The organism is Microbacterium sp., assembly GCF_035556355.1.
In the GTDB taxonomy this organism is placed as follows: Bacteria; Actinomycetota; Actinomycetes; order Actinomycetales; family Microbacteriaceae; genus Microbacterium.
On the sequence record NZ_DATMFG010000041.1, the window covers coordinates 38,517 to 61,904 of the forward strand.

General features: G+C 70.5%; 27 protein-coding genes. 19 read left to right on the forward strand and 8 right to left on the reverse strand.

Features of this window, described 5'->3' with window-relative positions:
* Positions 1–248 precede the first annotated feature (248 nt).
* Positions 249–803 carry a putative immunity protein gene (locus tag VNR19_RS11545; RefSeq protein ID WP_325726879.1) on the reverse strand — a complete coding sequence of 185 codons (555 nt, stop codon included), beginning with the start codon at positions 801–803 and terminating at the stop codon, positions 249–251.
* Positions 804–888: 85 nt separating this feature from the next.
* On the opposite strand from VNR19_RS11545, the gene VNR19_RS11550 reads away from it, so the two are divergent.
* Both VNR19_RS11550 and VNR19_RS11555 read left to right on the forward strand, forming a co-directional pair.
* A complete protein-coding gene (locus tag VNR19_RS11550) occupies positions 889–1,452 on the forward strand; it encodes a dihydrofolate reductase family protein (RefSeq protein WP_325726881.1) in 564 nt (187 codons plus the stop codon).
* A gap of 110 nt (positions 1,453–1,562) precedes the next feature.
* Entirely contained in the window at positions 1,563–2,126 is a 564-nt protein-coding gene (locus VNR19_RS11555) for a dihydrofolate reductase family protein (RefSeq protein WP_325726946.1), read from the forward strand.
* An 18-nt stretch (positions 2,127–2,144) separates the two neighbouring features.
* Here VNR19_RS11555 and VNR19_RS11560 read toward each other — a convergent pair whose 3' ends face one another.
* Entirely contained in the window at positions 2,145–2,825 is a 681-nt protein-coding gene (locus VNR19_RS11560) for a PhzF family phenazine biosynthesis protein (RefSeq protein ID WP_325726883.1), read from the reverse strand.
* 182 nt (positions 2,826–3,007) lie between these two features.
* Here VNR19_RS11560 and VNR19_RS11565 point away from each other — a divergent pair, with 182 nt between their 5' ends.
* The 7 genes from VNR19_RS11565 to VNR19_RS11595 all read left to right on the forward strand — a co-directional run bounded on the left by VNR19_RS11565 (position 3,008) and on the right by VNR19_RS11595 (position 10,046).
* A complete protein-coding gene (locus VNR19_RS11565) occupies positions 3,008–3,178 on the forward strand; it encodes a CsbD family protein (RefSeq protein ID WP_325726885.1) in 171 nt (56 codons plus the stop codon).
* Positions 3,179–3,274: 96 nt separating this feature from the next.
* Positions 3,275–4,897 (forward strand): MFS transporter, encoded by a 1,623-nt coding sequence (locus tag VNR19_RS11570; RefSeq protein WP_325726887.1) that lies wholly within the window; start codon positions 3,275–3,277, stop codon positions 4,895–4,897.
* 35 nt (positions 4,898–4,932) lie between these two features.
* Positions 4,933–5,979, forward strand: coding sequence for a zinc-binding dehydrogenase (locus tag VNR19_RS11575; RefSeq protein WP_325726889.1), 1,047 nt, complete (start codon positions 4,933–4,935; stop codon positions 5,977–5,979).
* Between the two features lie 10 nt (positions 5,980–5,989).
* A complete protein-coding gene (locus VNR19_RS11580) occupies positions 5,990–6,790 on the forward strand; it encodes an alpha/beta fold hydrolase (RefSeq protein ID WP_325726891.1) in 801 nt (266 codons plus the stop codon).
* A gap of 26 nt (positions 6,791–6,816) precedes the next feature.
* Positions 6,817–8,064 carry an alpha/beta fold hydrolase gene (locus VNR19_RS11585; RefSeq protein WP_325726893.1) on the forward strand — a complete coding sequence of 416 codons (1,248 nt, stop codon included), beginning with the start codon at positions 6,817–6,819 and terminating at the stop codon, positions 8,062–8,064.
* Between the two features lie 90 nt (positions 8,065–8,154).
* Positions 8,155–8,766 (forward strand): ArsR/SmtB family transcription factor, encoded by a 612-nt coding sequence (locus tag VNR19_RS11590; RefSeq protein ID WP_325726895.1) that lies wholly within the window; start codon positions 8,155–8,157, stop codon positions 8,764–8,766.
* Positions 8,763–10,046 carry an MFS transporter gene (locus VNR19_RS11595; RefSeq protein ID WP_325726897.1) on the forward strand — a complete coding sequence of 428 codons (1,284 nt, stop codon included), beginning with the start codon at positions 8,763–8,765 and terminating at the stop codon, positions 10,044–10,046. The genes VNR19_RS11590 and VNR19_RS11595 overlap by 4 nt, the downstream gene beginning before the upstream one ends.
* Before the next feature lie 6 nt (positions 10,047–10,052).
* Here the strand turns inward: VNR19_RS11595 and VNR19_RS11600 are convergent, their stop codons facing one another.
* Complete coding sequence (locus tag VNR19_RS11600; RefSeq protein WP_325726899.1) at positions 10,053–10,475, reverse strand: Lrp/AsnC family transcriptional regulator; 423 nt, start codon at positions 10,473–10,475, stop codon at positions 10,053–10,055.
* Positions 10,476–10,544: 69 nt separating this feature from the next.
* Here VNR19_RS11600 and VNR19_RS11605 point away from each other — a divergent pair, with 69 nt between their 5' ends.
* The gene (locus VNR19_RS11605) at positions 10,545–11,171 is read left to right on the forward strand and encodes a LysE family transporter (protein WP_325726901.1); all 627 of its coding nucleotides are present in this window, start codon (positions 10,545–10,547) and stop codon (positions 11,169–11,171) included.
* Positions 11,172–11,186: 15 nt separating this feature from the next.
* Here the strand turns inward: VNR19_RS11605 and VNR19_RS11610 are convergent, their stop codons facing one another.
* Positions 11,187–11,852, reverse strand: a complete 666-nt coding sequence (locus VNR19_RS11610; protein ID WP_325726903.1) for a dihydrofolate reductase family protein — start codon at positions 11,850–11,852, stop codon at positions 11,187–11,189.
* Between the two features lie 88 nt (positions 11,853–11,940).
* Positions 11,941–13,083 carry an NAD(P)-binding domain-containing protein gene (locus tag VNR19_RS11615; RefSeq protein ID WP_325726948.1) on the reverse strand — a complete coding sequence of 381 codons (1,143 nt, stop codon included), beginning with the start codon at positions 13,081–13,083 and terminating at the stop codon, positions 11,941–11,943.
* Positions 13,084–13,155: 72 nt separating this feature from the next.
* Here VNR19_RS11615 and VNR19_RS11620 point away from each other — a divergent pair, with 72 nt between their 5' ends.
* From VNR19_RS11620 to VNR19_RS11635, 4 genes are all read left to right on the forward strand, one after another.
* On the forward strand, positions 13,156–14,040 hold the full coding sequence (locus VNR19_RS11620; RefSeq protein WP_325726905.1) for an ROK family protein: 885 nt from the start codon (positions 13,156–13,158) through the stop codon (positions 14,038–14,040).
* Positions 14,041–14,103: 63 nt separating this feature from the next.
* Positions 14,104–14,397 (forward strand): hypothetical protein, encoded by a 294-nt coding sequence (locus VNR19_RS11625; protein ID WP_325726907.1) that lies wholly within the window; start codon positions 14,104–14,106, stop codon positions 14,395–14,397.
* A gap of 239 nt (positions 14,398–14,636) precedes the next feature.
* Positions 14,637–15,311, forward strand: a complete 675-nt coding sequence (locus tag VNR19_RS11630) for an acyl-CoA synthetase (protein ID WP_325726909.1) — start codon at positions 14,637–14,639, stop codon at positions 15,309–15,311.
* Complete coding sequence (locus VNR19_RS11635) at positions 15,308–15,667, forward strand: amino acid transporter (RefSeq protein WP_325726911.1); 360 nt, start codon at positions 15,308–15,310, stop codon at positions 15,665–15,667. Before VNR19_RS11630 ends, VNR19_RS11635 begins: the two co-directional genes overlap by 4 nt.
* A 24-nt stretch (positions 15,668–15,691) precedes the next feature.
* Here VNR19_RS11635 and purB read toward each other — a convergent pair whose 3' ends face one another.
* Both purB and VNR19_RS11645 read right to left on the reverse strand, forming a co-directional pair.
* Positions 15,692–17,071, reverse strand: a complete 1,380-nt coding sequence (purB, locus tag VNR19_RS11640) for an adenylosuccinate lyase (RefSeq protein ID WP_325726913.1) — start codon at positions 17,069–17,071, stop codon at positions 15,692–15,694.
* A gap of 76 nt (positions 17,072–17,147) precedes the next feature.
* Complete coding sequence (locus VNR19_RS11645; protein ID WP_325726915.1) at positions 17,148–17,654, reverse strand: low molecular weight protein-tyrosine-phosphatase; 507 nt, start codon at positions 17,652–17,654, stop codon at positions 17,148–17,150.
* Between the two features lie 188 nt (positions 17,655–17,842).
* Between VNR19_RS11645 and VNR19_RS11650 the strand changes: the two genes are divergently transcribed.
* Together VNR19_RS11650 and VNR19_RS11655 are read left to right on the forward strand one after the other, a co-directional pair.
* Positions 17,843–18,139 carry a hypothetical protein gene (locus VNR19_RS11650; protein WP_325726917.1) on the forward strand — a complete coding sequence of 99 codons (297 nt, stop codon included), beginning with the start codon at positions 17,843–17,845 and terminating at the stop codon, positions 18,137–18,139.
* Positions 18,139–19,503, forward strand: a complete 1,365-nt coding sequence (locus VNR19_RS11655) for a hypothetical protein (protein ID WP_325726919.1) — start codon at positions 18,139–18,141, stop codon at positions 19,501–19,503. The genes VNR19_RS11650 and VNR19_RS11655 overlap by 1 nt, the downstream gene beginning before the upstream one ends.
* 4 nt (positions 19,504–19,507) lie before the next feature.
* Here the strand turns inward: VNR19_RS11655 and VNR19_RS11660 are convergent, their stop codons facing one another.
* Positions 19,508–19,897, reverse strand: coding sequence for a phage holin family protein (locus VNR19_RS11660; protein WP_325033912.1), 390 nt, complete (start codon positions 19,895–19,897; stop codon positions 19,508–19,510).
* A gap of 127 nt (positions 19,898–20,024) precedes the next feature.
* On the opposite strand from VNR19_RS11660, the gene VNR19_RS11665 reads away from it, so the two are divergent.
* From VNR19_RS11665 to VNR19_RS11675, 3 genes are all read left to right on the forward strand, one after another.
* Positions 20,025–21,137 (forward strand): histidinol-phosphate transaminase, encoded by a 1,113-nt coding sequence (locus VNR19_RS11665; RefSeq protein ID WP_325726921.1) that lies wholly within the window; start codon positions 20,025–20,027, stop codon positions 21,135–21,137.
* A gap of 4 nt (positions 21,138–21,141) precedes the next feature.
* A complete protein-coding gene (locus VNR19_RS11670) occupies positions 21,142–22,281 on the forward strand; it encodes a thiamine pyrophosphate-dependent dehydrogenase E1 component subunit alpha (protein ID WP_325726923.1) in 1,140 nt (379 codons plus the stop codon).
* Positions 22,282–22,403: 122 nt separating this feature from the next.
* On the forward strand, positions 22,404–23,369 hold the full coding sequence (locus tag VNR19_RS11675) for an alpha-ketoacid dehydrogenase subunit beta (protein ID WP_325726951.1): 966 nt from the start codon (positions 22,404–22,406) through the stop codon (positions 23,367–23,369).
* Positions 23,370–23,388: the final 19 nt, after the last annotated feature.

The following is a 23,388-nucleotide window of genomic DNA, read 5'->3' on the forward strand; positions in this document are numbered from 1 at the left end:
GCGCCCTCCATCGGGCGTCGGCACTCGCGCTCAGAGCGTGGGCGTCCAAGCGCGGGTCGTCACGCTGCCGACGTTCCACGCATTGATCGACGCAGGACCCGCACCCGTTGAGCTGTGACGCACGGATGCGAGAAGGCCGGTTCGGAGCTCCGGGCGCCGAGATTGCACGATTCACGCTGTCGCCGTCGCCGAGACGGTGACTCGCGCGATCTCGACGGGGGTGAGGGCGGGCCATGATGGGGCGCGGACTAGGCCGGCGCGCGGAGCGCCGACTGGATCCGGCGGATGTGCTGCCCCAGATCCCCGGATGCGAGGAGCCCCGACCCGAGCGGCCCGGACGAGTCCTCACCGACGAGCGGCAACCGGCGAAGTGCGGATGCCACTTCCTCCGTCATGCGCTCGAGCTGCCATTCGAGCTCGGCGCCCGCCGCATCCGCACCTCTTCCATCGTCCGCCGCCAGGACGACGGCCTTCGCGGCGTACGCGGCCGCGCCCAGCGCATGCGCGCCCATGTGCACCACGCCCGCCGCCTGTGCGGCGGCGCGAGCGGCTGCGGCGCCGGCCGGCGACGTCGCGGAGTGCGCCGCCCGACCCGCGACGAACCTGCGCCGGATCTCCTCCGCCGCGGTGAGCTCGGCGCGCGAGAACGCGCGCGCTCGCGCGATCGCGTCGCGGGCACGGTCGTCGTCGGGAGCCTCGGCCTCGAACAGCGGCAGCACGCGCTCGGCGCAGTCCGCGGCCCAGGCGGCGACGAGGCGGCGGTCTTCTTCGCTCAGGGATTGCGGCGACAGGCGGGGCGGCACGTCAGCAATCTTGCATACTCCGGGTCGATCGCACCGCGTCGGACGCGGGGAGTAGCCTCGGCCGGTACGAGCGAGGAGGCTCCCCATGCGCACCGTGACGTTCTCGATGACGATGTCTCTCGACGGGTTCATCGTCGACCCCGAAGGCAGCATCGACTGGTCGGCACCCGACGACGAGATCTTCCGCTCCCACATCGAGGAGATCCGGAGCATCGACGTGCACCTCCTCGGACGCAGGCTCTACGAGACGATGCTCTATTGGGAGGATCCCGAGGTCGCCCCGTCGTTCAGTGAAGACGAACGTGAGTGGGCCTCGCTGTGGAACCCACTGCCGAAGGTCGTGTTCTCGAACACGCTCGCCGAGGTGCAGGGCAGTGCCAGGCCGGCGTCGGGGAGCCTGGCCGAAGAGATCCAGCGGCTCCGCGCCGAGCCGGGCGACGGCGAGATCGCGATCGGCGGCGCCACGCTCGCCGCGGCGGCCGCGGACGCCGACCTCATCGACGAGTACCGTGTGCGCATCTACCCCGTGCTCCTGGGCGGCGGCATCCCCTTCTTCGCCCGCGACGAGAAGAAGGTCGACCTCGAACTGCTCGAGACGCGCGTGTTCGGCAGCGGCGTCGTCTACCTGCGCCATCGCGTCCGTCGTTGACGCCGGACGGGGCAGATGCTCCGCCATCCCCCTTTCGCGGCATCCGGCATCGACCTAGCGTGGACCGCCTGGACAGGAACGGGCACGAGGAGGCTCCCCAGATGCGATGACTGACCGTGGATTTCATCATCTCCCTTGACGGATACGGCGCCGCCGAGGGCTGGCCGGGGTGGTGGGGCATGGAGAGCCCCGAGTACCTCCAGTGGCTCGACGACTCGCCCGAGAAGGGTGATCCGATCCTGATGGGCGCCAAGACGTACCGGCTCATGTCGATGTTCGCGACATCGGGCGAACCGGGCACCGAGGCGCTCACCGCCATGCCGAAGTTCGTCTTCTCTTCGACGCTCACCGAGCCGCTCGAATGGGCGAACACGACTCTCGTCACCGGCGATCCCGTCGAGGCGGTGCGCCGTCTCGAGCAGGACTCCGAGCGCAACCTCCGTACGCTCGGGAGCGTCTCGCTGTGCCGCACGCTGCTGCAGGCGGGCCTCGTCGACATCTATCGCGTGGTGATCTTCCCCGTCATCACGGGTGCGACGGGCCAGGACCGCATCTTCGACGGGTATCCCGACGTGCGCCTCGACCTCGTGAACAGCCGGACGTTCGAGGGCGGCCTCCAACTGCTGGAGTACGCGCCGACCGTGCTCGAGGGCCCGCCCGGCACCGGCGTCTGACCGCGGCTGCGGGGTACGTCAGCGGACCTCGATGCTGCCGGCGTCGGCCGTGCGTCCGCCGACCTCGACGAGCCGTCCGTCGTCGACGACGCGCGTGAACAGCTGCGAGCCCTCGCCCTGCGTGATCTCGAGGTCGCGGCCGAGCATCCCGGCGAGACGGATCGCCGCAGCGCCGGTCGCCGGGTCTTCGGGTATGCCGATGGCGGGGCCGAACATGCGTGAGCGGACGCGCCCTGCGCGCTCGTCGATCCATGCCCACACGTAGAAGATCCCGCCCCCGTAGGCGGCGGGGTCGACGGCCTCCACATCGCGCGGTGCCTCGAGCTGCTGGAATTCGAACTCGGGACCCCATTCCGGCACCGCGGTGACGAACACGAGATCCCGCTCCGCCCGGACGTGCACGTTGCCCGCGGGAACCGCGATCGATCGGATGTCGTCGCCGCTCTCTCGCAGCCAGGCGGCGAGTCCGACGGTCGGATGCCCCGCGAAGGCGAGCTCCCGCGTCGGCGTGAAGATGCGCGCGCGGGCCCGCCCGTCCGCGACCTCGTCGATGAAGATCGTCTCGCTGAACCCCAGATCGCTCGCGATCTGCTGCTCCTGCCCGCGGGTCGAATCGGATGACCAGATGATCCCGAGCGGGTTGCCGTACTGCCCGCGGGAATCGACGAACACATTCACGACATCGGCGAAGAGGCCCACGCCTCCGGATTCTCGCAGGGCGCGCCGGTGAGTGCGAGGCACTTGACGCGGGGGACGCGGATGCCTCCACCGGCGCGTAGCGCATCTCGGGGCCTGCGTCGACCCCCCTCGCGACATGCGCACCGGTTCTTATCGTTGACCTACTTCCGGGAACGGCCCGGATCTGTCAGGAGGGAGCCGACATGGGTCTTGACGACAAGATTCAGAACGCCGCCCAGGACGTGGCCGGCAAGGCGAAGGAAGCCGTCGGCAAGGGCACCGACAACGAGCGCCTCGAGGCCGAGGGCGAGGCCGACCAGACGAAGGCCAACCTCAAGAAGGCCGGCGAGAACGTCAAGGACGCCTTCAAGTAGATCTGACGTACTTTCCGAGCGTCCCCGCCCTCCCGGGCGGGGGCGCTTCTCGTGACCCACCTGCCGTTCCGCGGGACGGGGCAGTACCGTGATGCCATGCGCGAGCCGACCGAGAGCGCTCGCCGCTCGTGGCTGCCGATGGCGGGGCTCTTCCTCGCTCAGATGCTCATGTCGTACAACGTCGCCGCGCTGCCGGTGTCGCTCGGGGGCATCGTCGAGACGCTCGGTGTGCCGCCGACCGTCGTCAGCACCGCGATCGTCACGTACGGCATCCTCGTGGCGGCGCTCGTCATGGTCGGCGCGAAGGCGGGCCAGCGCATCGGCTGGGTGATCATGTTCCGGACCGTGGTCGTCGTGTTCGGCGCATCCGCGGTCATGATGATGCTCGCGCCGTCCGCGGTGTGGATCATCGTGGCGCAGGCACTGGCGGGCGCATCCGCCGCCGTCATCGTGCCGTCGCTCGTCGCGCTCATCGCCGAGAACTACCGGGGGCGGCAGCAGGAGACCGCGATCGGATCGCTCGGATCGGCGCGGGCGCTCGCCGGTGTCACGGCGTTCATGCTCGGCGGCACGCTCGCGACACTCGTCGGATGGCGGCCCGTCTTCGTCATCGTGCTCGTGTTCGCGGTCGCCGCGTTCGCACTGAGCTTCACGCTGCGCCCGGTGCCCGGCAACCGCGAGGTCACGATCGACTACGTCGGCGCACTGCTCATCGGGCTCGGCATCGTGGCGCTCACGCTCGGCGTGAACAACCTCAACACGTGGGGCCTGTTCGCCGCGCACGCGGACGCGCCCTTCGACTTCCTCGGCCTGTCGCCCGCGCCCGTGCTGATCGTGGTGGGGATCGTGCTCGTCCAGCTGTTCTTCTGGTGGACGCGCCGCCGCGCCGCGTCGGGCCGCGTGCAGCTGGTGAGCCTCTCGATCTTCGGCTCGACGCAGGAGCGTGCCGCGATCTACGCGATGTTCATCGTCGTCGCGCTCGAGGCGGCGCTGAACTTCTCGATCCCGCTCTACATCCAGATCGTTCAGGGGCGCACGCCGTTCGACACGTCGCTCGCGATGCTGCCGTTCAACCTGACCGTCTTCTTCGCCGCGATCATCGTGGTGCGCTTCTACCGGCGCTTCACCCCGCGCGCGATCGGGATGTTCTCGTTCGGGCTCACGACGATCGCACTCGTGTGGCTCGCGCTCGTCGTCACGAACAACTGGGAGACGCTGCCCACGATCCTCGGCCTCTTCGTGTTCGGCGTCGGCCAGGGCGCCCTCGTGACGCTCGTGTTCAACGTGCTCGTCACCGCATCGCCCAAGGAGCTCGCGGGCGACGTCGGCTCGGTGCGCGGCACGACGCAGAACCTCGCGTCGGCGGTGGGCACCGCCGTCGCCGCCCACCCCGAGCTGCCGGATGAGCTCGTGTCGCAGGTCGACCTCGACCGCACGAACTTCGTGAGCAACGACCGGCTGCGCGAGATCCTGGAGGAGACGGATGCCTCGCCGAGCCAGGTCGCGGCGGCCGTCGAGGTGAACGAGTCCGCGCGCCTCGGAGCGCTCAAGGTCGGGCTGCTCATCCTCGCGGGGGTGAGCGCGATCGCGATCGTGCCCGCGAGCCGGCTGCCCCGGTTCACACCCGGCGACATCCCCGAGACGGTCGCGACCGGCGAGGCGACGGCGGATGCGGCATCCGGCGTCACGCATGTCGACCGGGACCTCGACGACCACTGAGCCGAGCCTGGCCCAGCGCTGGTACGGTCTCGCACATGAAGGCGACGTTCATGTACGGCCCCCGCGATGTGCGGGTCGAGACGGCTCCCGACCCCGTCATCCGACAGCCGACCGATGCGATCGTTCGGACGGTGCGCGCGTGCGTGTGCGGTTCGGATCTGCACCCTTATCACTCGCTCCCGCCCCGTACCGAGGGGCGGCCGATGGGCCACGAGATGATCGGGGTGGTCGAAGAGGTGGGGGCCGACGTACGCACTCTCGCACCGGGCGACTTCGTCATCGCGACGTTCGCGTACCAGGACAACACGTGCGTGTTCTGCCGCGAGGGCTTCCACACCTCGTGCGTGCACGGCGGCTTCTACGGGTCGCCCGACGTCGGCGGATTGCAGGCGGAGCTCTGCCGCGTGCCGCTGGCCGACGGCAGTCTCGTGAAGGTTCCGAATGCGGACCCCGACGCCCTCGACGAGCGCATGCTCGCGTCGCTGCTGACGCTCTCCGACGTGTACCTCACGGGGTACCACGCGGCGCACATGGGCGGCGTCGGACCGGGCAAGACGGTCACCGTCGTCGGGGACGGAGCCGTGGGGCTCTCGGCCGTGCTCGCGTCGAAGCGTCTCGGCGCGGAGCGCGTGATCCTCATGGGCCGCCACCGCGACCGCACCGATCTCGGAGTGGAGTTCGGGGCGACCGACGTCGTGGCCGAGCGCGGCGACGAGGGCGTCGCGCGCGTGATGGACCTCACCGGCGGCGAGGGTTCGCACGTCGTCATCGAGGCGGTCGGGCTCCTGCCCGCGCTCGAGCAGTCGGTCGGCATCGTGCGGCCCGGCGGGGTCATCAGCCGCGTGGGGGTGCCGCAATACGACGACGCGCCCGTCGGGCGGCCGCTGTTCTCCAAGAATGCGACGATCACGGGCGGGCCCGCTCCCGTGCGCGCGTACATCGAGGATGCGCTTCCCGAGGTGCTCGACGGCACGATCGAACCCGGCCGAGTCTTCGACCGCACACTCGGCCTCGACGAGATTCCCCGTGCATACGCCGAGATGGATGCTCGCACCGCCCTCAAGGTGCTCATAGCGCCTTAGGGTCTTTTGCATGACCACTCCGATCGGCGAATTGACGGAGACGCCGGACCCGGTCTACGTGATGGTGGGCGACGGCTATCGCATCGCGACATACTCGTGGGGCGATGACAGCGCGCCGACCGTCGTCGCGGTGCACGGTTTCGCGTCGAACACCCGGGACAACTGGGTCAACACCGGATGGGTGCGCGATCTCCGGCGTGCCGGATACCGCGTGCTCGCACTCGACCAACGCGGACACGGCGCGAGCGACAAGCCTCACGAGCCCGGGCAGTACGACCTGCGGCTGCTGGCGAGCGACGTCGAGGCGGTGCTCGACACGTACCTCGTCGACACCGCCGCCTATGTGGGCTATTCGCTCGGGGCGCGCGTCGGCTGGGAGGTCGCGCAGGACTTCTCGAGTCGCATCGAGCGTGTCGTGCTCGGAGGCGTGCCGGACGGCATCCCGCTGGCGCGGCTCGACATCGAGCAGGCGCGGGCGTACGTCGAGGACGGAACACCGGTGACGGATGCCGTGACCCAGAACTACATCCGCCTGACCGAGCGCGTCGCGGGCAACGACCTGCGCGCTCTCCTCGCGATCGCCGAGGGCATGCGGATGTCCGGCACGGTCGACCCCGACCCGTCGCACGCGCCGGAGCAGCCGATCCTCTTCGCGACCGGGTCGCTCGACGCGATCATCGAAGGATCACGCGCGCTCGCGGCGGCGTCTCCGCAGGGACGGTTCGTCGAGATCCCCGGACGCCACCACTTCAATGCGCCCGGATCGCGGGCCTTCCGTGAGGCGGCGATCGAGTTCCTCGGCGAGACGTGACGACGTCGTATCCGTAGTCTCGGCGTATGCCTGTCACGACGCGTCGCCTCCAGGACCTGACGATCGAGGACCACACGATCACCGTTCCGCTCGTATGGGATGACCCCGACGACGGACGCACGATCGAGATCCACGCCGCGGTCGTCGCGCGCGACGGCGGCGAGAACCTGCCGTACCTCGTGTTCCTGCAGGGCGGCCCGGGCAACGAGTCGCCGCGCGCCTTCCACTCGCCGTCCGCGCCGAACTGGCTCGACGCCGCCCTCGAGCACTATCGCGTGGTGCTGCTCGACCAGCGCGGCACCGGCCGCTCGACACCGGTCGGCGACGCCGACCTCGAGCGCGGCACCGACGACCTCGTCGAGCACATCACCCACTTGCGCGCGGATGCGATCGTGCGCGACTGCGAGGCGATGCGCGAGCATCTCGGCGCGACGACGTGGAGCGTGCTCGGCCAGTCGTTCGGCGGCTTCACGACCCTCGCCTACCTGTCGACGGATGCCGCATCGCTCGAGGACGTCTTCATCACGGGAGGGCTCAGCGCGCTCGGGCGCCACCCAGACGAGATCTACTCCGCCACGTACGACAAGATGCGCACGGAATCCGAGCGGTACTACCGGCGCTTCCCGCAGCACCGCGACGCGATGCGTCGACTGGCCGATCTCGCGGATGCCGGCGGCATCCGCCTCCCGTCCGGCGAGGTCGTCTCGGTGTCACGTCTTCGCTCGGTCGGGATGCTGCTCGGCACGAACGACGGGTGGCAGACGCTGTGGTCGCTGCTCGAGCACGACCCGGGCACCAACGCGTTCCGGTACGACCTCGCAGCGGCCCTGCCGTTCAGCGCGCGAAACCCGCTGTACTACGTGTTCCACGAGTCGAGCTACGCCGACGGCTTCGCGACCAACTGGTCTGCCGAACGCGTCGAACCCGACGACTTCCGCGATGACCCGACACTCCTCACCGGCGAGCATGTGCGGCGCGAGTGGCTCGACACGGTGCCGGGCCTGCGCCCCTGGCGCGATGTGACCCTGGCGCTCGCGGAAGTCGAGTGGCCCCGGCTCTACGACGCCGACGCGATCGCGGCATCCGGAGCGCGCGGAGCGACCTCGATCTACGTCAACGACGCGTTCGTCCCGGTCGAGTTCGCGCTCGAGACGTCCCGCCTGCTCCCGGGGGTCATCCCATGGATCACGAGTGAGCACGAGCACAACGGCCTCCGCGCGGGAGATGTGCTCGAGCGGCTCATCGACCTCGCGCACGGGCGCCGCGTGCGCTGACCCCTCACAGCGGGTTCAGCGGCCTCCGGCCGCATGGACTTATTCTAAAGAAACCTTGCGAAAGGAGTCTTTAGGATCTATCGTCGTGCCATGACCGCCGACGAGAACCCGCAGCGCGAGACCGGCGCAGACCGCGACGCGCGCGAACGCATCTCCGACCCCGCGCGCATCCGGGCCCTCGCTCATCCCGTGCGTCTCAAGCTGCTCGACCACCTCGGCGACGTCGACGCGGCGACCGCGACCGAATGCGCCGAGGCGATCGGTGAGTCGCCGGCGAGCTGCTCGTTCCACCTGCGGATCCTCGAGAAGTACGGCTACATCGAGCGCGCCGCGCGCCGCGGCCGCGAGAAGCCCTGGCGCGTGCGCGCGAACGACTTCGACCTGCGCCCCGATCCCGACGTGCCGGGGTCGCTGCTGGCCGTCCAAGCGGTCGCCGAGCTCGGACTCGAGTCGGAGTTCCTGCGCGTGCGCGACTACTTCTCGCGCGTCGAGCACGAGGACGACGACTGGGTGCAGGCCTCGACGTTCACCCGTTCCACGTTCTGGGCGACGGCCGAGGAGCTCGCCGAACTCAGCCGCGAGGTGCAGAACCTCACCGACAGATTCGCGGGTCGCAGCGCCGACCCGTCCAAGCGGCCTCCGGGAGCGCGTCACGCGCGGTTCCTCGCCGTCGTCAACCCCGACCCCGAGGAGACCCGATGAGCACCGAGGCATCCGAAACCGCCGACGCCGCACCGCGCCGCCGTCGCCTTCCGATCGCGTTCGAGGCACCGGGCTTCGGCCGCCTGTCGACCGCCTGGGTCTTCACGAACCTGGGCGACAGCGCGCTCTACCTCATGGTCGCGGTGTGGGTGAAGCAGTTCACGGGCTCCGACGTCGCGGCGGCGTTCGTCTTCGTCGCGCTCGGCCTGCCCGCGATTCTCGCGCCGTTCATCGGCATGATCGCCGACCGGATGTCGCGCAAGCGCCTCCTCGTCGCGAACAACGTCGCGATGGCGCTCATCGTGCTGTCGCTCCTGCTCGTGAGCGGCCCGGATCAGCTGTGGCTCATCTACACCGCGATCTTCCTCTACAGTGCGGGCGGGTATGCGACCGCTGCGGCGCAGTCCGGCATCATCCGCGGAATGCTGCGCGACGACCAGCTCGCGAGCGGCAACGGCGTGCTCTCGACGATCGACAACGGCTTCCGCCTCGTCTCCCCGCTCATCGGCACGGCGCTCTATGTGGTGTTCGGCGCGCACGCGGTCGTGCTGCTCACCGCGGTGTGCTTCGCAGTGTGCGCCGTCGTGCTGATCGGGCTGCCGGTGCGCGACGCGGCCCCCGAACGCGCGGAATCCCGCGGCTACCTCCGCGAGCTCGTGGCCGGGTTCGAGCACCTCGTGCGCGTGGTCCCGCTCCGGCGTCTCACGATCGCGATCGCGGTGGCCTTCGGTGCGACAGGGCTCTTGAACGTCATCATCTTCCCGGCGCTCGACGCGATGAACGCGGATGCCGCGGCCATCGGCTGGCTCGTGCCGCTGCAGGGCGTCGGGGCGCTCGTCGGCGGCATCCTGTCGGCGACGCTCGTGACGAAGCTCGGTGAGGGCCGAGCCGCCGCGCTGGGCCTCGTGATGCTCGCGCTCGGTTCGATGCTCCTGCCGCTCGGCTCGCTCCCCATCGCCGCGTGCGGCATGGTGGTCGCCGGCTTCGGCATCCCGATCACCGTCGTGGGGTTCTCGACGATGCGCCAGCGGCTCACACCCGATGCGCTCCAGGGCCGCACCGCGGCGGCCGCGAACGTGTCGCTCAACCTGCCGCAGACGGTGGTGTCGATCGTGGGCGCAGGGCTTCTCGCCGTCGCGGACTATCGCTTGCTCATCTGGGTGACGGTCGCCGTGGTGCTCCTCGGTGCGGCACTCGCCGCGACCGCTCGCACGACGGCGGCGACCAGTCCCGACGAGGGCCTCGCAGGCGACGGTCCGACGGGCGAGGCGGTCGCGTGAGCGCGCTCAGCGCAGCGCGATGCGCGTGTGCGTCTGCTCGGCGCCGCCCTCCTTCTTGAGCGAGCGGAGGAGCGCGTCGAGAGCCGCCATATCGGGCACACGGATGTGCAGGTGGTAGTCGTACGGGCCGGTGACGTGCGCGGCATCCGTCACCGCTGAAAGCGCACGCGCCCATTCGAGGAACTCATCCGAGTCGCGGTCGGCGCGCAGCCGCACGTCGATGAAGGCCTCGATGCCGCCCTTCGCCGTCGCGGGGGCCTCTTCGCCGAGCACCGCGCGGTAGCCGACGATCACCTCGGCACGCTCGAGACGGCGGACCCGTGCCGCCACGGCGTTCGTGCTGAGGCCGACCTCGCGTCCGATGGCGCTGAAAGAAGCGCGACCGTCCTCCACGAGAATCGCGAGAATCCGCTCGTCGAGCTCGTCCATGCCGCGAATCTACCCGTGTCGCCGAGGATCTTGCAGTCCGGCCACCGACGGCGGCCGATACTGCCGGGCATGAACCCCCTCGCCGCCCTCACCGGCGGAGCGCTCGCGGGCTTCGCCATCGCCGTGCCCGTCGGCGCGATCGGCGTGCTGCTCATCCAGGAGGGGATGCGGCGTGGCATCCGTCTCGCCCTTTCCGCGGCGGCCGGGGTCGCGAGCGTCGACGCGCTCTACTGCCTCATCGCCGTGGTCGCGGGCGCCGCCGTCGCACCGTTCATCACGCAGATCGAGCCGTGGCCCGCGGTGGTCGGCGGGATCGCCCTCGTCGGGATCGCGGCGCTCGGGCTGCGCAGGGGCTTCGCGCGACAAGGGCTTCCCGGCACCAGCCCTGGGGTTGAGAGGTCGGCGCTCGGCGGCTTCCCCCTGTTCTTCGGGCTCACGCTCATCAACCCGGCGACGGTCGTCTACTTCCTCGCGATCGCGACGGGCCTGGCGGACCTGTGCGCCGATCCGTTCGCGGCCGTACTCTTCGTCACCGGCGCGGGCGTCGCGTCTTTCGTGTGGCAGACGGCGCTCGTCGCCGCGGGCGCGCTCTTCGGGCGACGCGCGTCGCCGCGCGTACAGCACATCACGGTCGTCATCGGCTACGTGATCGTCGCGGGATTCGGGGTCGCACTGCTCGTGCGCGCGCTGGTTTAGCGCCCGGCAGGGGGCTCAGAGCCCGCGGCGACTCAGCGTCATGTGCACGACGCCGCTCGGCGACGACACCTGTTCGATGTCGTAGTCCGCCTCGAGTCCCTCGAGGCCGTCCCACACGCGCTCGCCGCGGCCGAGCACGATCGGCACGACGACGAAGTGCGCGACGTCGACGACCCCGGCGGCCATGAACTCGCGGATCGTCGTCGCACCGCCTCCCAGGCGGACGTCGCGGCCTCCGGCGGCCTCCTTCGCGGTGGCGACCGCCTCTTCTGGCGTCGCGTCGATGAAGTGGAACACCGTGCCGCCCTCCATCTCGATCGACGGGCGGGGATAGTGGGTCAGCACGAACACGGGGGTGTGAAACGGCGGGTTCGGACCCCACCAGCCACGCCATTCGTCGTCTTCGCCGACTTTCGTCCAGGGTCCTGTCTCGGCCGTGAACTTGCGCCGACCCATGATCTCGGCTCCGATGCCGAGCGTCTCATGCCGTTCGGCGAATGCGTTGTCGAGGCCGTCGCTTCCGCCGGACTCCCCGAGCATCGCGCGCCCGAAGCGCGTTGCGAACATCCATTCGTGCAGGCGTTCGCCGGCGTGCCCGAACGGCGCGTCGAAGCTCTGGGGTTCGCCCGTGCCGAAGCCGTCGAGCGAGATGGAGAAGTTCTGGACGCGGACGAGAGACATGGCGATGCACCTCCGAGATGCGCGGATCACACGCTCTTGGCACGGTAGACCCACCCGCCGACACCGCGACAGTGGGTGCGCGGCGGCTTCAAGCGAACGAGACGGATGCCGCGGCATCCGTGATCGGCGCCCCTGCGTCCTCGGCGGCGAGCCGACGTGCGATCGCGGCGACCGCCTCGCGACCCGCGCGGTTCGCCCCGATCGTCGACTGCGACGGACCGAAGCCGATGAGGTGCACGCGCGGCTCGCGCAGCGGCTGGGTGCCCCGCATCGTGATGCCGCCGAGTTCGTTGCGCAGCCCGAGCGGATCGAGGTGGACGAGCGAGGCCTTGAAGCCCGTCGCCCACAGGATGGCGTCGACGGGAGTGAACGAGCCGTCTGCCTCGCGCACACCGTGCGGCTCGATCGCCGTGAACATCGGGCGCCGCTCGAGCGCCCCGCGTGCCTTCGCCGCACGGGCATACGGCGTCCACGGCAGACCCGTGTAGCCCACGACGCTGCCCGTCGGCCGACCGGCCTCGACGTCGGCGATCACTTTCGCGATCGTCTCGCGGCCGGTCGTCTCGGGCATGAACTCGCCCTCGATGAAGACCGGCTCGCGCCGGGTGTACCAGAAGGTCGTCGCGCCGCGGGAGATCTCCTCGAGCTGCTGGATGGCCGAGATTCCGCCGCCCACGATCGCGACGCGCTGACCGGCGAACTCATCCGCCGAACGGTAGTCGCGCGTGTGCAGCTGGCGGCCCAGGAAGCCGTCCTTGCCGGGATGGTCCGGAAGCACCGGGTTGTCCCACGTGCCCGTCGCGTTGACCACGAAGCGCGTGATCCACACGCCGCCGTCGGTCTCGATCACGAGATCGCCGGTCGGCGAGTCGTCTGCGCGGCGCACCGCGGTCACGTGAACGGGCCGCAGGATCGGCAGCCCGAGCTCGCGTTCGTACGCGGCGAAGTACCGGGGCACGGCCTTGCGGCTCTGCTCGCGGTCATCGACCGGGGGCTGGCGGATGCCGGGAAGATCGAAGATCCCGTTGACGGTGGCCATCGTGAGCGACGGCCACCGGTGCTGCCACGCGCCGCCGGGAGCGGGCGCGGCGTCGAGCACGACGTACGTGCGGGCGGCCGCCGGTTCAGTGAGCGCGCTCGCGAAGCCCCGCCGCTGCAGGTGGTACGCCGCCGAGAGCCCCGCCTGTCCGGCGCCGATGACGACGACGGTCGCGCGGCGGGGTTCGGAGATCACGGCGGATGCAACAACCGGCGCGCTCGGAACCTTCCGGGCGCTGAGCGCGGTTGGCCTAGCGTTGTCATCATGACCCACCTCATCGCCGGCGTCGAGACCGGAGGAACGAAGGTCGTGGCGGCCGTGGCCCGCGCAGATGAACCCGGTCGGATCGTCGACGAGATCGAGATCCCGACGACGACTCCCGACGAGGTGGGGTCCCGCGTACGCGCATTCCTGGGTCGGCATGCCGGCGTCCAGCATGTCGGGATCGCGGCCTTCGGCCCTGTCGACCTCGACCCCGATTCACCCGCGTACGGCTCGGTCACCTCGACACCGAAGCCCGGATGGTCCGGCGCTCGGCTCGCCGACCTGGTGGACGGGCGCCCGCACACGATCGTGTCGGACGTCACGGGCGCGGCTCTCGGCGAGCACGCTCGAGGCGCGCTCGTCGGGATTCCCGACTCGGCATACATCACGATCGGCACCGGGGTCGGAGTCGGCGCGCTCGTCGACGGACGCCCGTTCTCGGACACCGCGCACCCCGAGCTCGGCCACATCGCGATGCGCCGCCACCCCGACGACGACTTCGACGGAGTCTGCCCCTTCCACGGAGGAGACTGCGTCGAGGGGCTCGCCGCGGGGCCGGCGATCGCAGAGCGCTGGGGCAGACCGACGCGCGAGCTGGGCGACGTGCTCGACCGCGCGGTCGCCGTCGAGGCGTGGTACCTCGGCCAGCTCGTCGCCACCGTCACCTACGCGTACCGACCGCAGCGGATCGTCATCGGCGGAGGCGCCACGAAGATCCCGGGGCTGCTCGACGCCGTGCGCGAGGCGTCGGTGCGCGAGATCCGCGGGGCGCTGGGGGTGGGGCATCCGTCGAATCAGCTCGACACCTACCTCGTGCCGCCCGCCCTCGGCGACCGGGCCGGTGTGATCGGCGCACTCCACCTCGCCGCCGCGCACGCGGGTTGATTCCGCGCGCGGCGAGGGTGGCGAGCCCTCGCCCGACAGCTCGCACCGCGCGAGAATGGTCGGATGGCTGAATCCCACCAGGTCGAGGTGAGCGCCCTCGCGATCAACGTCGCGGTCCCGGAAGAGCTGCGGTGGGCGGATGCGCGCCGCGGGCAGAAGTTCGAGCTGCACACCCTCAACGTGCGCCTGATGCCGGACGGCACGTTGGCGGTCAAGGCGTACGGCAAGCCGCTCGAGGGCGGGCGTGCGGGCTATGTCCCCTTCCGGATGCCGGATCGTCCGGAGCTCGTGGCGCTCGTGGAGGCCGCCGCGAACCGCGCCGCCGAGCGTTGGGCGGACCACCGCGGAATCGGCTGACGGCGCGCGCCCCCACGCGTCAGTCGCCGAGTGCACGACTTCGGTCGCCGAGTGCACGACTTCGCGCCGAGCGCACGACGTGCCGACGTCGCAAAGCCGTGCACTCGACGAGAGGCCGTGCGCTCGACGAGAGGCCGTGCGCTCGGCGTCCGCCCTGACCGGCACGAACCGCCCCGGTCAGGGGCTGGTTCCCGCCGCGGCCTAGACTGGAGGCGTCCCCTTCACGTCGAGGAACATCCGTGAGCACATCCCCGCAAACCCGCGCCTTCGAGGTCTGGCACGTCCAACTCGCGCGCGCCATCTTCGCGGGCATCGCCGCGGTCATGATCACCTTCTCGCCGGATCACTCGGCCGAGGTCGGTCTCGCGGTGTTCAGCGGGTTCGCCCTCGCGACCGGCATCGTCATGCTCGTCGCGGCGGGTCTCGTGTACCCCGTGCGGCGCAAGTGGCCGGCCGTGCTCCTCGGGATCGCGTCGGTCGCCGCGGGCATGGCCGGAGGCCTGCCGCCCGTGCGCTCGACGATCCTCTTCTTCGTGCTCGTGATCGCGTGGGCGTTCGCCGCCGGGCTCATCGAGACGATCTCGGGATGGCGCGCGCTGCGTGCGGCCGAGCGCGGCGAGCTCGCGCTGGGCCGCGCGTCCGAGGCCCGCGACGCCGTGGTCGTCGGCGTCGTCACGCTCGTGCTCGCCGTCGCGCTCCTGCTCGTGCCGGTCGGGTTCTCGCTCGACTACACCGTGGCCGAGGCCGGCCAGACGTACACGCTGACGGGCATCATCCTGGCCGTCGGCATCTTCGGGGGCTACGCCGCGATCGTCGCGGTCTACCTCGCGATCGCGGGCTTCTCGCCGCGCAAGCCGCAGCCGCTGCCGGCGTCGGCCGAGACGCCTGCCACCCACGACGGAGGTTCCGCATGACCGACCGGCCGACCCGACGCGCCCTCATGAAGCCGCTGCAGTTTCTCGGCCTGGCCCTGCTGGCCGCTGTCTTCGCCGGCGTGGTGACCCTCGTGTCGATGGGCTTCTTCCAGAGCCGTACTCCCGATCAGTCCAGCCGCGCTCTCGTGTTCGCTGCGGTCGTCGCCGGCATCACGTTCATCGTGGCGCTCGTGGGCCTCGCGCTCATGCTGCTCGCCGTCGACCCGGCCGAGGTTCAGAAGACGGTCGACCGCCCCGTCCTCATCGAGAAGGACGAGCGCCGAGCGGCGCAGAAGCCGGGCAGGCAGTCGGGCGACGGGCCGGATGCCCCGGCCGCCGACCGTCGCACGTCCTGATTCCGCCGCGCGCTCGTCGACGCGTCAGGTCTCGTCGACGAGCGACGCCGCGAGACCCGTGTAGGTGGCGGGGGTCAGTGCGAGCAGACGCTGCTTCGCGGCATCCGTGATGTCGAGTCCGTTCACGAACTCGGCCAGCTCGGTCGCGCCGACCCGGCGGCCGCGCGTGAGGTCTTTGAGCAGCGCGTAAGGGTCGGTGATCGACGAGTGGCCGGCCGCGATCTCGGCACGCACGACGGTCTGGATCGCCTCGGCGAGCACCTCCCAGTTCGCATCGAGGTCGGCGCGCAGCACATCCTCGGCGAGCGAGATCTCGCGCAGACCCCGCTCGAGGTTGTCGAGTGCGAGCAGCGAGTGGCCGAACGCGACGCCGATGTTGCGCTGTGTGGTCGAGTCGGTGAGGTCGCGTTGCAGGCGCGACGTCACGAGCGTCGATGCGAGGGTCGTGAAGAGCCCGCCCGAGATCTCGAGGTTCGCCTCGGCGTTCTCGAAGCGGATCGGGTTGATCTTGTGGGGCATCGTGGACGACCCGGTCGCGCCGGCCACGGGGATCTGCGCGAAGTAGCCGAGCGAGATGTACGTCCAGATGTCCGTCGCGAGGTTGTGCAGGATGCCGCCCGCGTGCCGCACGCGGTCGTACAGCTCGACCTGCCAGTCGTGCGACTCGATCTGCGTCGTGAGCGGGTTGAACCCGAGGCCGAGCGATTCGATGAACTCGCGCGTGATGAGCGGCCAGTCGACCTTCGGGTCGGCCGCGACGTGTGCCGACCACGTGCCGGTCGCGCCGGAGAACTTGGCGAGATACTCGGATGCCGCGATCTGCGCCGCGACGCGCTCGAGGCGCCACGCGAACACCGCGAGCTCCTTGCCCATCGTCGTCGGTGTCGCCGGCTGCCCGTGCGTGCGCGACAACATTGGCACCTCGCGGTGCTTCGCGGCGAGCGAGCGCAGCGATCCGATCACCGTGCGCAGCTTCGGCAGCCAGACCTCGGTGACGGCGCGCTTCACGATGAGCGCGTACGACGTCGAGTTGATGTCTTCGCTCGTGCATGCGAAGTGGGTGAGCTCGGCGATCGAGTCGAGTCCGAGCTTCGAGAGCCTGTCGCGCACGAGGTACTCGACCGCCTTCACGTCATGGCGCGTGACCGCCTCGCGTTCGGCGAGCCAGTCGATCTCGTCCTGCCCGAAGTCGAGGTAGAGCGCGCGCAGGCGCAGCTTCTGCTCCTCGGTGAGCGGGGTCGTGCCGAACAGCGCGTGGTTCGTCAGCGTGATCAGCCACTCGACCTCGACCTCGACGCGGGCGCGGTTGAGGCCCGCCTCGGACAGGTACTCGGTGAGCGGCGCGACGGCGGAGCGGTAGCGGCCGTCGAGCGGGCTGAGGGGCTGGGCGGGGAAATCGGTCACGGGACTCCCGTCGGACGCGGCTGATCGGCTGGGCCGGAGCCGGGACGTTCGTGCTCGGCGATCGCCGCCGACCTGTTCAGATCGCGGTGCGCATCGCGGGTTCGAGCTGCCGGAAGAGCGCCCGGCTCGCACTCTCGATCATACCGAGCACCTCGTCGAACATCGCGGGCCCCGCGTAGTAGGGGTCGGGCACATCCAGCGTGTGCGCGGCATTGTCGAAGGACATGAGCAGAGCGATCTTGTCGGCGTCGGAATGCCCGCGCGCCCACCCCCGCAGGATCCGCTCGTGCGAACGGTCGAGCGCCACGATCAGGTCGTTGCGAACGAAGTCGTCGTGCGTGAACTGGCGCGCGCGGTGCCGCGTGCCGTCGTAGCCGCGCCGCGCGAGCGCGTCGAGCGTACGCTGGTCGGCGCGCTCTCCGACGTGCCAGTCGCCGGTGCCCGCGCTGCTCGAGGCGATCCGGTGGCCGAGGCCCGCGGCATCCGCGAACCTGCGGAACACGATGTCGGCCATCGGGGAGCGGCAGATGTTCCCGGTGCAGACGAAGACGACGCGGAACGGCTCGATGACGCTCGCGGTCATGGGTTCCATCATGGCGCGGCACGAGTCCTGGTCAAGGGGCCGGGGCCCGATGTGCGAGAGCCGGAGCCCGATGTACGAGAACCGGATGCGCCGCCTCCGCTCCTCCCCAGGGCTGCGAGCGCGGCGGGTGCTCCACGGGTCGCTCGTGGACGGGCTGCCGGGGCCGTCCGCATCCGAAGGATGGACCCATGCCACTCGACATCGCGTGCGGCGCCTCGCCCGCGCAGTTCGCGCTCATCGACGAGCTCGACGGCGTCGTGCGCGCGCTCGCGGCGCTCGGAGATCGGATCCTCGAGGTGACGGCCGACGCGCGCGGATTCGCGGCGCTCACCGACTGGCAGGCGAAGGCGGCGGTCGCTTTCCACGAGCGCGCGGAGGAGTGGGTGGGCGAGATCTCGTCGCTCTACTGCCTGACCGAGACGGCCCGCGTCCTCGCGGCCGAGGCTCGCGATCGGACGGCGCTCGCGGTGTGGGAGGGGTGCTGATGGGCGACGCGGTCGAGATCCGCTCGGGCGGCGCCGTCGCCGTCGACAGCGACACGCTGCGACACGCGGCCGGTCGCATCATGACGGTGAAAGGAGCGCTCGAAGAGCTCGGCGCGCGGCTCATCTTTGTGCAGGGCGTGCTGGCGGGCTCGCGGGGCAGGGCTGCCGAGGCGTACGACGCCGCCTGTCTCGTGTTCGCGCGTCTGACGGACGCCCTTCGCCACGCGGACGAGCTCGCCGAGAAGCTGGAAGCCGCCGCCGCGGTGTACGATCTCGTCGAGCTGAACGTCCGTCACGGCGCCGCGCTGCTCGCGGGCGACACCGTCGCAGCCGCCCGGATCGATGTGCTCCGCGATCGGCTCATGGCACAGTGGCCCGACGCGATGGAGCAGGCTCGCGGTCTCGAGCTCGAGAGGGCGGTCATGTGGCCGTCCGAGCTGGCGCGGCAGTCGACGCTCTTCGGCTTCACCGCGGGCGAAGAGGCGAGCGAGCGCGGCGCGATCATCGGAGGCGTCGTCGCGGGGCTGCCGACGATCGCCCTCGCGGCCGCCGCGGGGCTTTCGCGTGCGGGCCTCATCGAGAAGGGCGAGCGGCTCGTGGGCGGCCCGGCCGCGGTCACGATCAGCCGCGTGCGGCCCGACCCGTCCGCGCAGAGCGCGCCGACCTCGCTCGCGGCGGCTGCGCGGCGGATACCGAACGGCGACGGCGCTTCCCGCGTGCGGGTCGAGAAATACACGATGCCCGACGGCCGCCGCGAGTTCGCGGTGTACGTCGCCGGCATGCAGTCGCAGGCGTTCGGGCGCCACGAGGCGTGGGACAACGCTTCGAACACCGAGCTCTACGTCGGTCGCGAATCGGCGTCCTACACCGCGACGGCCGAGGCTCTCGAGGCCGCGGGCGCGCGGCCGGGCGACACCGTCCACGCCTTCGGCTTCTCTCAGGGCGCGATGATCGCCTCGCACCTCGCGGTGCAGGGCGAGTACGACGTGCAGACGCTCATCACCTACGGATCACCGGTCGAGGCGGATGCCGGACCCGGCACGCTCTCGGTCGGCATCCGTCACCGCGACGATCCGGTCACCGCCCTCGCGGGCGGCGGGCACATGGCGGCAGTGGGCTCATCCGGAAGCTTCGTCGTGGAGCGGGTCTACGACCCCGCCGTGGAGTTCGACGACGCGCTGCTCCCCGCGCACCGGCTCTCCGCCTACGCCGAGACGGCGGGACTCGTCGACGCGTCGCGCGATCCGCGTGTGGCGGGGGTGCAGGACGTGTTCGCCCGGCTCGGCGAGGCGACCTCCGTCGAGGTCAGCGAGTTCGGTGCGCGGAGGATCGTCGACGAGCTTCCCTCGGGGCCGCCGCCGTGATCGGTCAGCGCTTCTTCGGGCGGAGGATGACGCCGAAGACCCAGTTGATGATCGAGATGATCAGGGCTGCCACGACGCCCCACCAGAAGTCCTCGACGCGGAGGCCCCACGTCCACCAGTGCGTGAGCCACGCGGTCAGCCACAGCAGGAACGCGTTGATGATGAGGCCGATGAGCCCGAGCGTCAGGATGTAGATGGGGAACGCGAGCACCTTGATGACCGTGCCGATGATCGTGTTCACGATCGCGAACAGCGCCGCGACGATGAGCAGGGTCAGGATGTACTGCAGAGTGTCGCCCGGCGGGAACGCGATGACGCTCACCTGCAGCGCAGGGATGAGCGTCACGACCCAGATCGCGAACGCGTTGACGACGACTCGGATGAGGAAGCCCATAGTCCCGTCAGTCTGGCATGCACGTCGGACGAGCGGAAAGGGTCGCGCGCCCGGGACCGCGCGGACCACCCGGCGAGCTCGACGTGCGCCGCGAGCGCCTCCGCTTCGCGACTCCTAGACTCGTGGCGTGACCGACGTCCCCGACATCCCCGTGCGCGTCCGCCCCGAGATCGCGGCGCTGCCTCCCTACAAGCAGGGGAAGCAGGCCGGATCCGACGCCTTCAAGCTCTCGAGCAACGAGAACCCGTTCGATCCTCTGCCGGGGGTTCTCGAGGCGGTGCGCTCCGCGTCGGCACTGAACCGATACCCGGATGCGACGGCCGCCCGCCTTCGCGACCGGTTGGCCGACCGCTTCGGCGTCCCGTCCGAGCAGGTGCACATCGGGGCGGGGAGCGTGTCGATCCTGGCGCAGCTCGTGCTGGCGACGTCGGGCCCCGGAGACGAGGTCGTCTTCGCGTGGCGCTCGTTCGAGGCCTATCCGTGGCTCGCGGTGCTCGCCGGCGCGACCCCCGTCATGGTGCCGCTCGCGGAAGGCGCGCGGCACGACCTTCAGGCGATGGCGGATGCCGTCACCGACCGCACGCGCGCCGTGATCGTGTGCACGCCGAACAACCCCACCGGCCCGATCGTGACGCAGGAGGAATTCGACGCGTTCATCGACCGCGTTCCGTCCGACGTGCTCGTGATCCTCGACGAGGCCTACGCCGAGTTCGTCACCGACCCTGCCTCGGTCGACGGCATGCGCGTGCTCGGGAACGCGGGGCACCCCAACGTCGTCATCCTGCGCACCTTCTCGAAGGCCTTCGGTCTCGCGGGTCTTCGCGTGGGTTACGCGATCGGGCACCCGCGCATCCTCGACGCCGCACGCAGCGCGAGCATCCCGCTGTCGGTAACGGCGCAGGCCGAGATCGCGGCGCTCGCGAGCCTCGACGCCGAGAAGGAGCTGCTCGAGCGGGTCTCGGTCATCACGAAGCGTCGCGATGCGCTCGTCGCGGCGCTTCGCGACCTCGGCTGGGCGATCCCCGATGCCCAGGGGAACTTCGTGTGGTTCCCCCTCGGCGACGAGACGATGGCCGTCGCGGAGCGCTTCGAGGAGGCCGGGCTCATCGTCCGACCGTTCGCCGGTGACGGCATCCGGGTCTCCGTCGGCGAGGAAGAGTCTGTCGAGAAGATACTGGGGATCGCGGCATCCGTTGTTCAAGACCTCCCAGAAGGGCACGCAGGCCGCGGGCTAGCGTAGAACGGTGACTTCGGACCACGGCTTCCAGCCCGAAGAACCCGTCCGCGTGCTCGCCGCGGACGGATCGTTCTCCCCGACACCCGCCGCGGAACGCTATCTGCCCCTCGTCGAGGCGCTCACCGACGCCGAGCTCGAGGGCTTCTATCGCGACATGGTCGTCATCCGCGCCTTCGACCGTCAGGCGACGAACCTGCAGCGGCAGGGCCAGCTCGCGCTGTGGCCGCCGAGCTACGGGCAGGAGGCCGCCCAGGTCGGCTCAGCCCGCGCGACCCGCCCGCAGGACCATGTGTTCCCGTCGTACCGAGAGCACGTGGTGACCCGCATCCGCGGGGTCGACCCCATGGACATCATCAGGCTCATGCGAGGTCTCACCCACGGCGGTTGGGATCCGTTCGACCCGCGCAACGGCAACACGCACATCTACACGCTCGTGCTCGGCGCGCAGACGCTGCACGCGACCGGCGTCGGGATGGGTCTCGTGTTCGACGGCCGTATGGGAACGGGCGACCCCGAGCGCGACGAGGCCGTCATCGTCTACTACGGCGACGGCGCGTCGAGCGAGGGCGACGTGCACGAGGCGATGGTCTTCGCCGCGAGCTACCAGACCCCCCAGGTCTTCTTCCTGCAGAACAACCAGTGGGCGATCTCCGTGCCCGTGACGACGCAGTCGCGCACACCCCTCCACCGCCGCGGTGCGGGCTACGGCATGCCGAGCATCGCGGTGGACGGCAACGACGTCATCGCGAGCTACGCCGTCACGAAGGTCGCTCTCGACGAGGCGCGCGCAGGCGGCGGCCCGCGTGCGATCGAGGCGCTCACGTACCGCATGGGCGCGCACACGACGAGCGACGATCCGACGAAGTACCGCGCGTCCGACGAGGAGCAGTCGTGGGCGAAGCGCGACCCGATCGCGCGGCTTCGCACGTACCTGGAGTCCCGCGGGGCATCCGAGGCGTTCTTCGCGGATGTCGAAGCCGAGGCATCCGCCGTCGCCGACGACACACGCGTGCGCACCAACGCCCTCGACGGCATTCCCGCGACGAAGATGTTCGACCACGTCTACAGCGAGCCGCATCCGCACATCGACGAGCAGCGGCGGTGGCTGGCAGAGTACGAGGCGTCGTTCGAGGAGGGGGCAACGTGACCGAGACCGATCCCGTCGCCGGCACCCGCCCGGTCGCCGAGCTCGCCGAGGCGTCGACCGGTCCTTCGACAGGTTCGGGCGCCGGGGGTTCGACACCGCCGGCACCGACCGGCACGCAGTCGATGCCGTTCAGTCGTGCCCTCAACACGGGTCTGCGAGCCGCCCTCGCGAACAGCGACCGCGTACTGCTCATGGGTGAGGACATCGGGCGTCTCGGCGGAGTCTTCCGCGTGACCGAAGGCCTGCAGGCGGAGTTCGGCGACCGCCGCGTGCTCGACACGCCCCTCGCGGAGTCGGGCATCGTGGGCACGGCGATCGGGCTCGCGATGGTCGGGTTCCGTCCCGTGATCGAGATCCAGTTCGACGGGTTCGTCTTCCCCGCTTTCGACCAGATCACGACGCAGCTCGCGAAGCTCACGAACCGGCACGAGGGCGCGCTGAGCCTTCCGATCGTCATCCGCATCCCCTACGGCGGACACATCGGCGCGGTGGAGCACCACCAGGAGAGCCCCGAAGCGTACTTCACGCACACGCCGGGCCTCCGGGTCGTGAGCCCGTCGACGCCGAACGACGCGTACTGGATGATCCAGGACGCGATCGACTCGAACGACCCCGTCATCTTCCTCGAGCCGAAGGCGCGGTACTGGCAGAAGGGCGAGGTCGACCTCGACGCCCGCGCGCTGCCGTTGCACGCGTCGCGCATCGTGCGCCGCGGCACCGACGTGACGCTCGTCGGGCACGGCGCGATGGTCACGACGCTCCTCCAGGCGGCGGCGATTGCCGAGTCGGAGGGCACGTCGTGCGAGGTCGTCGACTTGCGGTCGCTCTCGCCCGTCGACTACGGCCCGATCCTCGACTCGGTGCGCCGCACCGGCCGCATGGTCTACGCGCAGGAGGCCCCGGGCTTCACGTCGCTCGGCAGCGAGGTCGCCGCGACCGTCATGGAGAAGGCGTTCTACGCCCTCGAGGCGCCCGTCCTGCGGGTGTCGGGCTTCGACACGCCGTTCCCGCCCGCCAAACTCGAGGGTGTCTACCTGCCCGACGCCGACCGCGTGCTCGAGGCCGTCGACCGGGCGCTCGCGTACTGACGGATGCCGAAAGGATCCC

What these genes read in the sequence shown, in the direction of transcription:
- VNR19_RS11550 (WP_325726881.1), top strand. Translation starts at nt 889, where the DNA reads ATGCGCACCGTGACGTTCTCGATGACGATGTCTCTCGACGGGTTCATC.
- VNR19_RS11565 (WP_325726885.1), top strand. Translation starts at nt 3,008, where the DNA reads ATGGGTCTTGACGACAAGATTCAGAACGCCGCCCAGGACGTGGCCGGC.
- VNR19_RS11570 (WP_325726887.1), top strand. Translation starts at nt 3,275, where the DNA reads ATGCGCGAGCCGACCGAGAGCGCTCGCCGCTCGTGGCTGCCGATGGCG.
- VNR19_RS11575 (WP_325726889.1), top strand. Translation starts at nt 4,933, where the DNA reads ATGAAGGCGACGTTCATGTACGGCCCCCGCGATGTGCGGGTCGAGACG.
- VNR19_RS11580 (WP_325726891.1), top strand. Translation starts at nt 5,990, where the DNA reads ATGACCACTCCGATCGGCGAATTGACGGAGACGCCGGACCCGGTCTAC.
- VNR19_RS11585 (WP_325726893.1), top strand. Translation starts at nt 6,817, where the DNA reads ATGCCTGTCACGACGCGTCGCCTCCAGGACCTGACGATCGAGGACCAC.
- VNR19_RS11590 (WP_325726895.1), top strand. Translation starts at nt 8,155, where the DNA reads ATGACCGCCGACGAGAACCCGCAGCGCGAGACCGGCGCAGACCGCGAC.
- VNR19_RS11595 (WP_325726897.1), top strand. Translation starts at nt 8,763, where the DNA reads ATGAGCACCGAGGCATCCGAAACCGCCGACGCCGCACCGCGCCGCCGT.
- VNR19_RS11600 (WP_325726899.1), bottom strand. Translation starts at nt 10,475, where the DNA reads ATGGACGAGCTCGACGAGCGGATTCTCGCGATTCTCGTGGAGGACGGT.
- VNR19_RS11605 (WP_325726901.1), top strand. Translation starts at nt 10,545, where the DNA reads ATGAACCCCCTCGCCGCCCTCACCGGCGGAGCGCTCGCGGGCTTCGCC.
- VNR19_RS11610 (WP_325726903.1), bottom strand. Translation starts at nt 11,852, where the DNA reads ATGTCTCTCGTCCGCGTCCAGAACTTCTCCATCTCGCTCGACGGCTTC.
- VNR19_RS11620 (WP_325726905.1), top strand. Translation starts at nt 13,156, where the DNA reads ATGACCCACCTCATCGCCGGCGTCGAGACCGGAGGAACGAAGGTCGTG.
- VNR19_RS11625 (WP_325726907.1), top strand. Translation starts at nt 14,104, where the DNA reads ATGGCTGAATCCCACCAGGTCGAGGTGAGCGCCCTCGCGATCAACGTC.
- VNR19_RS11635 (WP_325726911.1), top strand. Translation starts at nt 15,308, where the DNA reads ATGACCGACCGGCCGACCCGACGCGCCCTCATGAAGCCGCTGCAGTTT.
- VNR19_RS11645 (WP_325726915.1), bottom strand. Translation starts at nt 17,654, where the DNA reads ATGACCGCGAGCGTCATCGAGCCGTTCCGCGTCGTCTTCGTCTGCACC.
- VNR19_RS11650 (WP_325726917.1), top strand. Translation starts at nt 17,843, where the DNA reads ATGCCACTCGACATCGCGTGCGGCGCCTCGCCCGCGCAGTTCGCGCTC.
- VNR19_RS11655 (WP_325726919.1), top strand. Translation starts at nt 18,139, where the DNA reads ATGGGCGACGCGGTCGAGATCCGCTCGGGCGGCGCCGTCGCCGTCGAC.
- VNR19_RS11660 (WP_325033912.1), bottom strand. Translation starts at nt 19,897, where the DNA reads ATGGGCTTCCTCATCCGAGTCGTCGTCAACGCGTTCGCGATCTGGGTC.
- VNR19_RS11675 (WP_325726951.1), top strand. Translation starts at nt 22,404, where the DNA reads ATGCCGTTCAGTCGTGCCCTCAACACGGGTCTGCGAGCCGCCCTCGCG.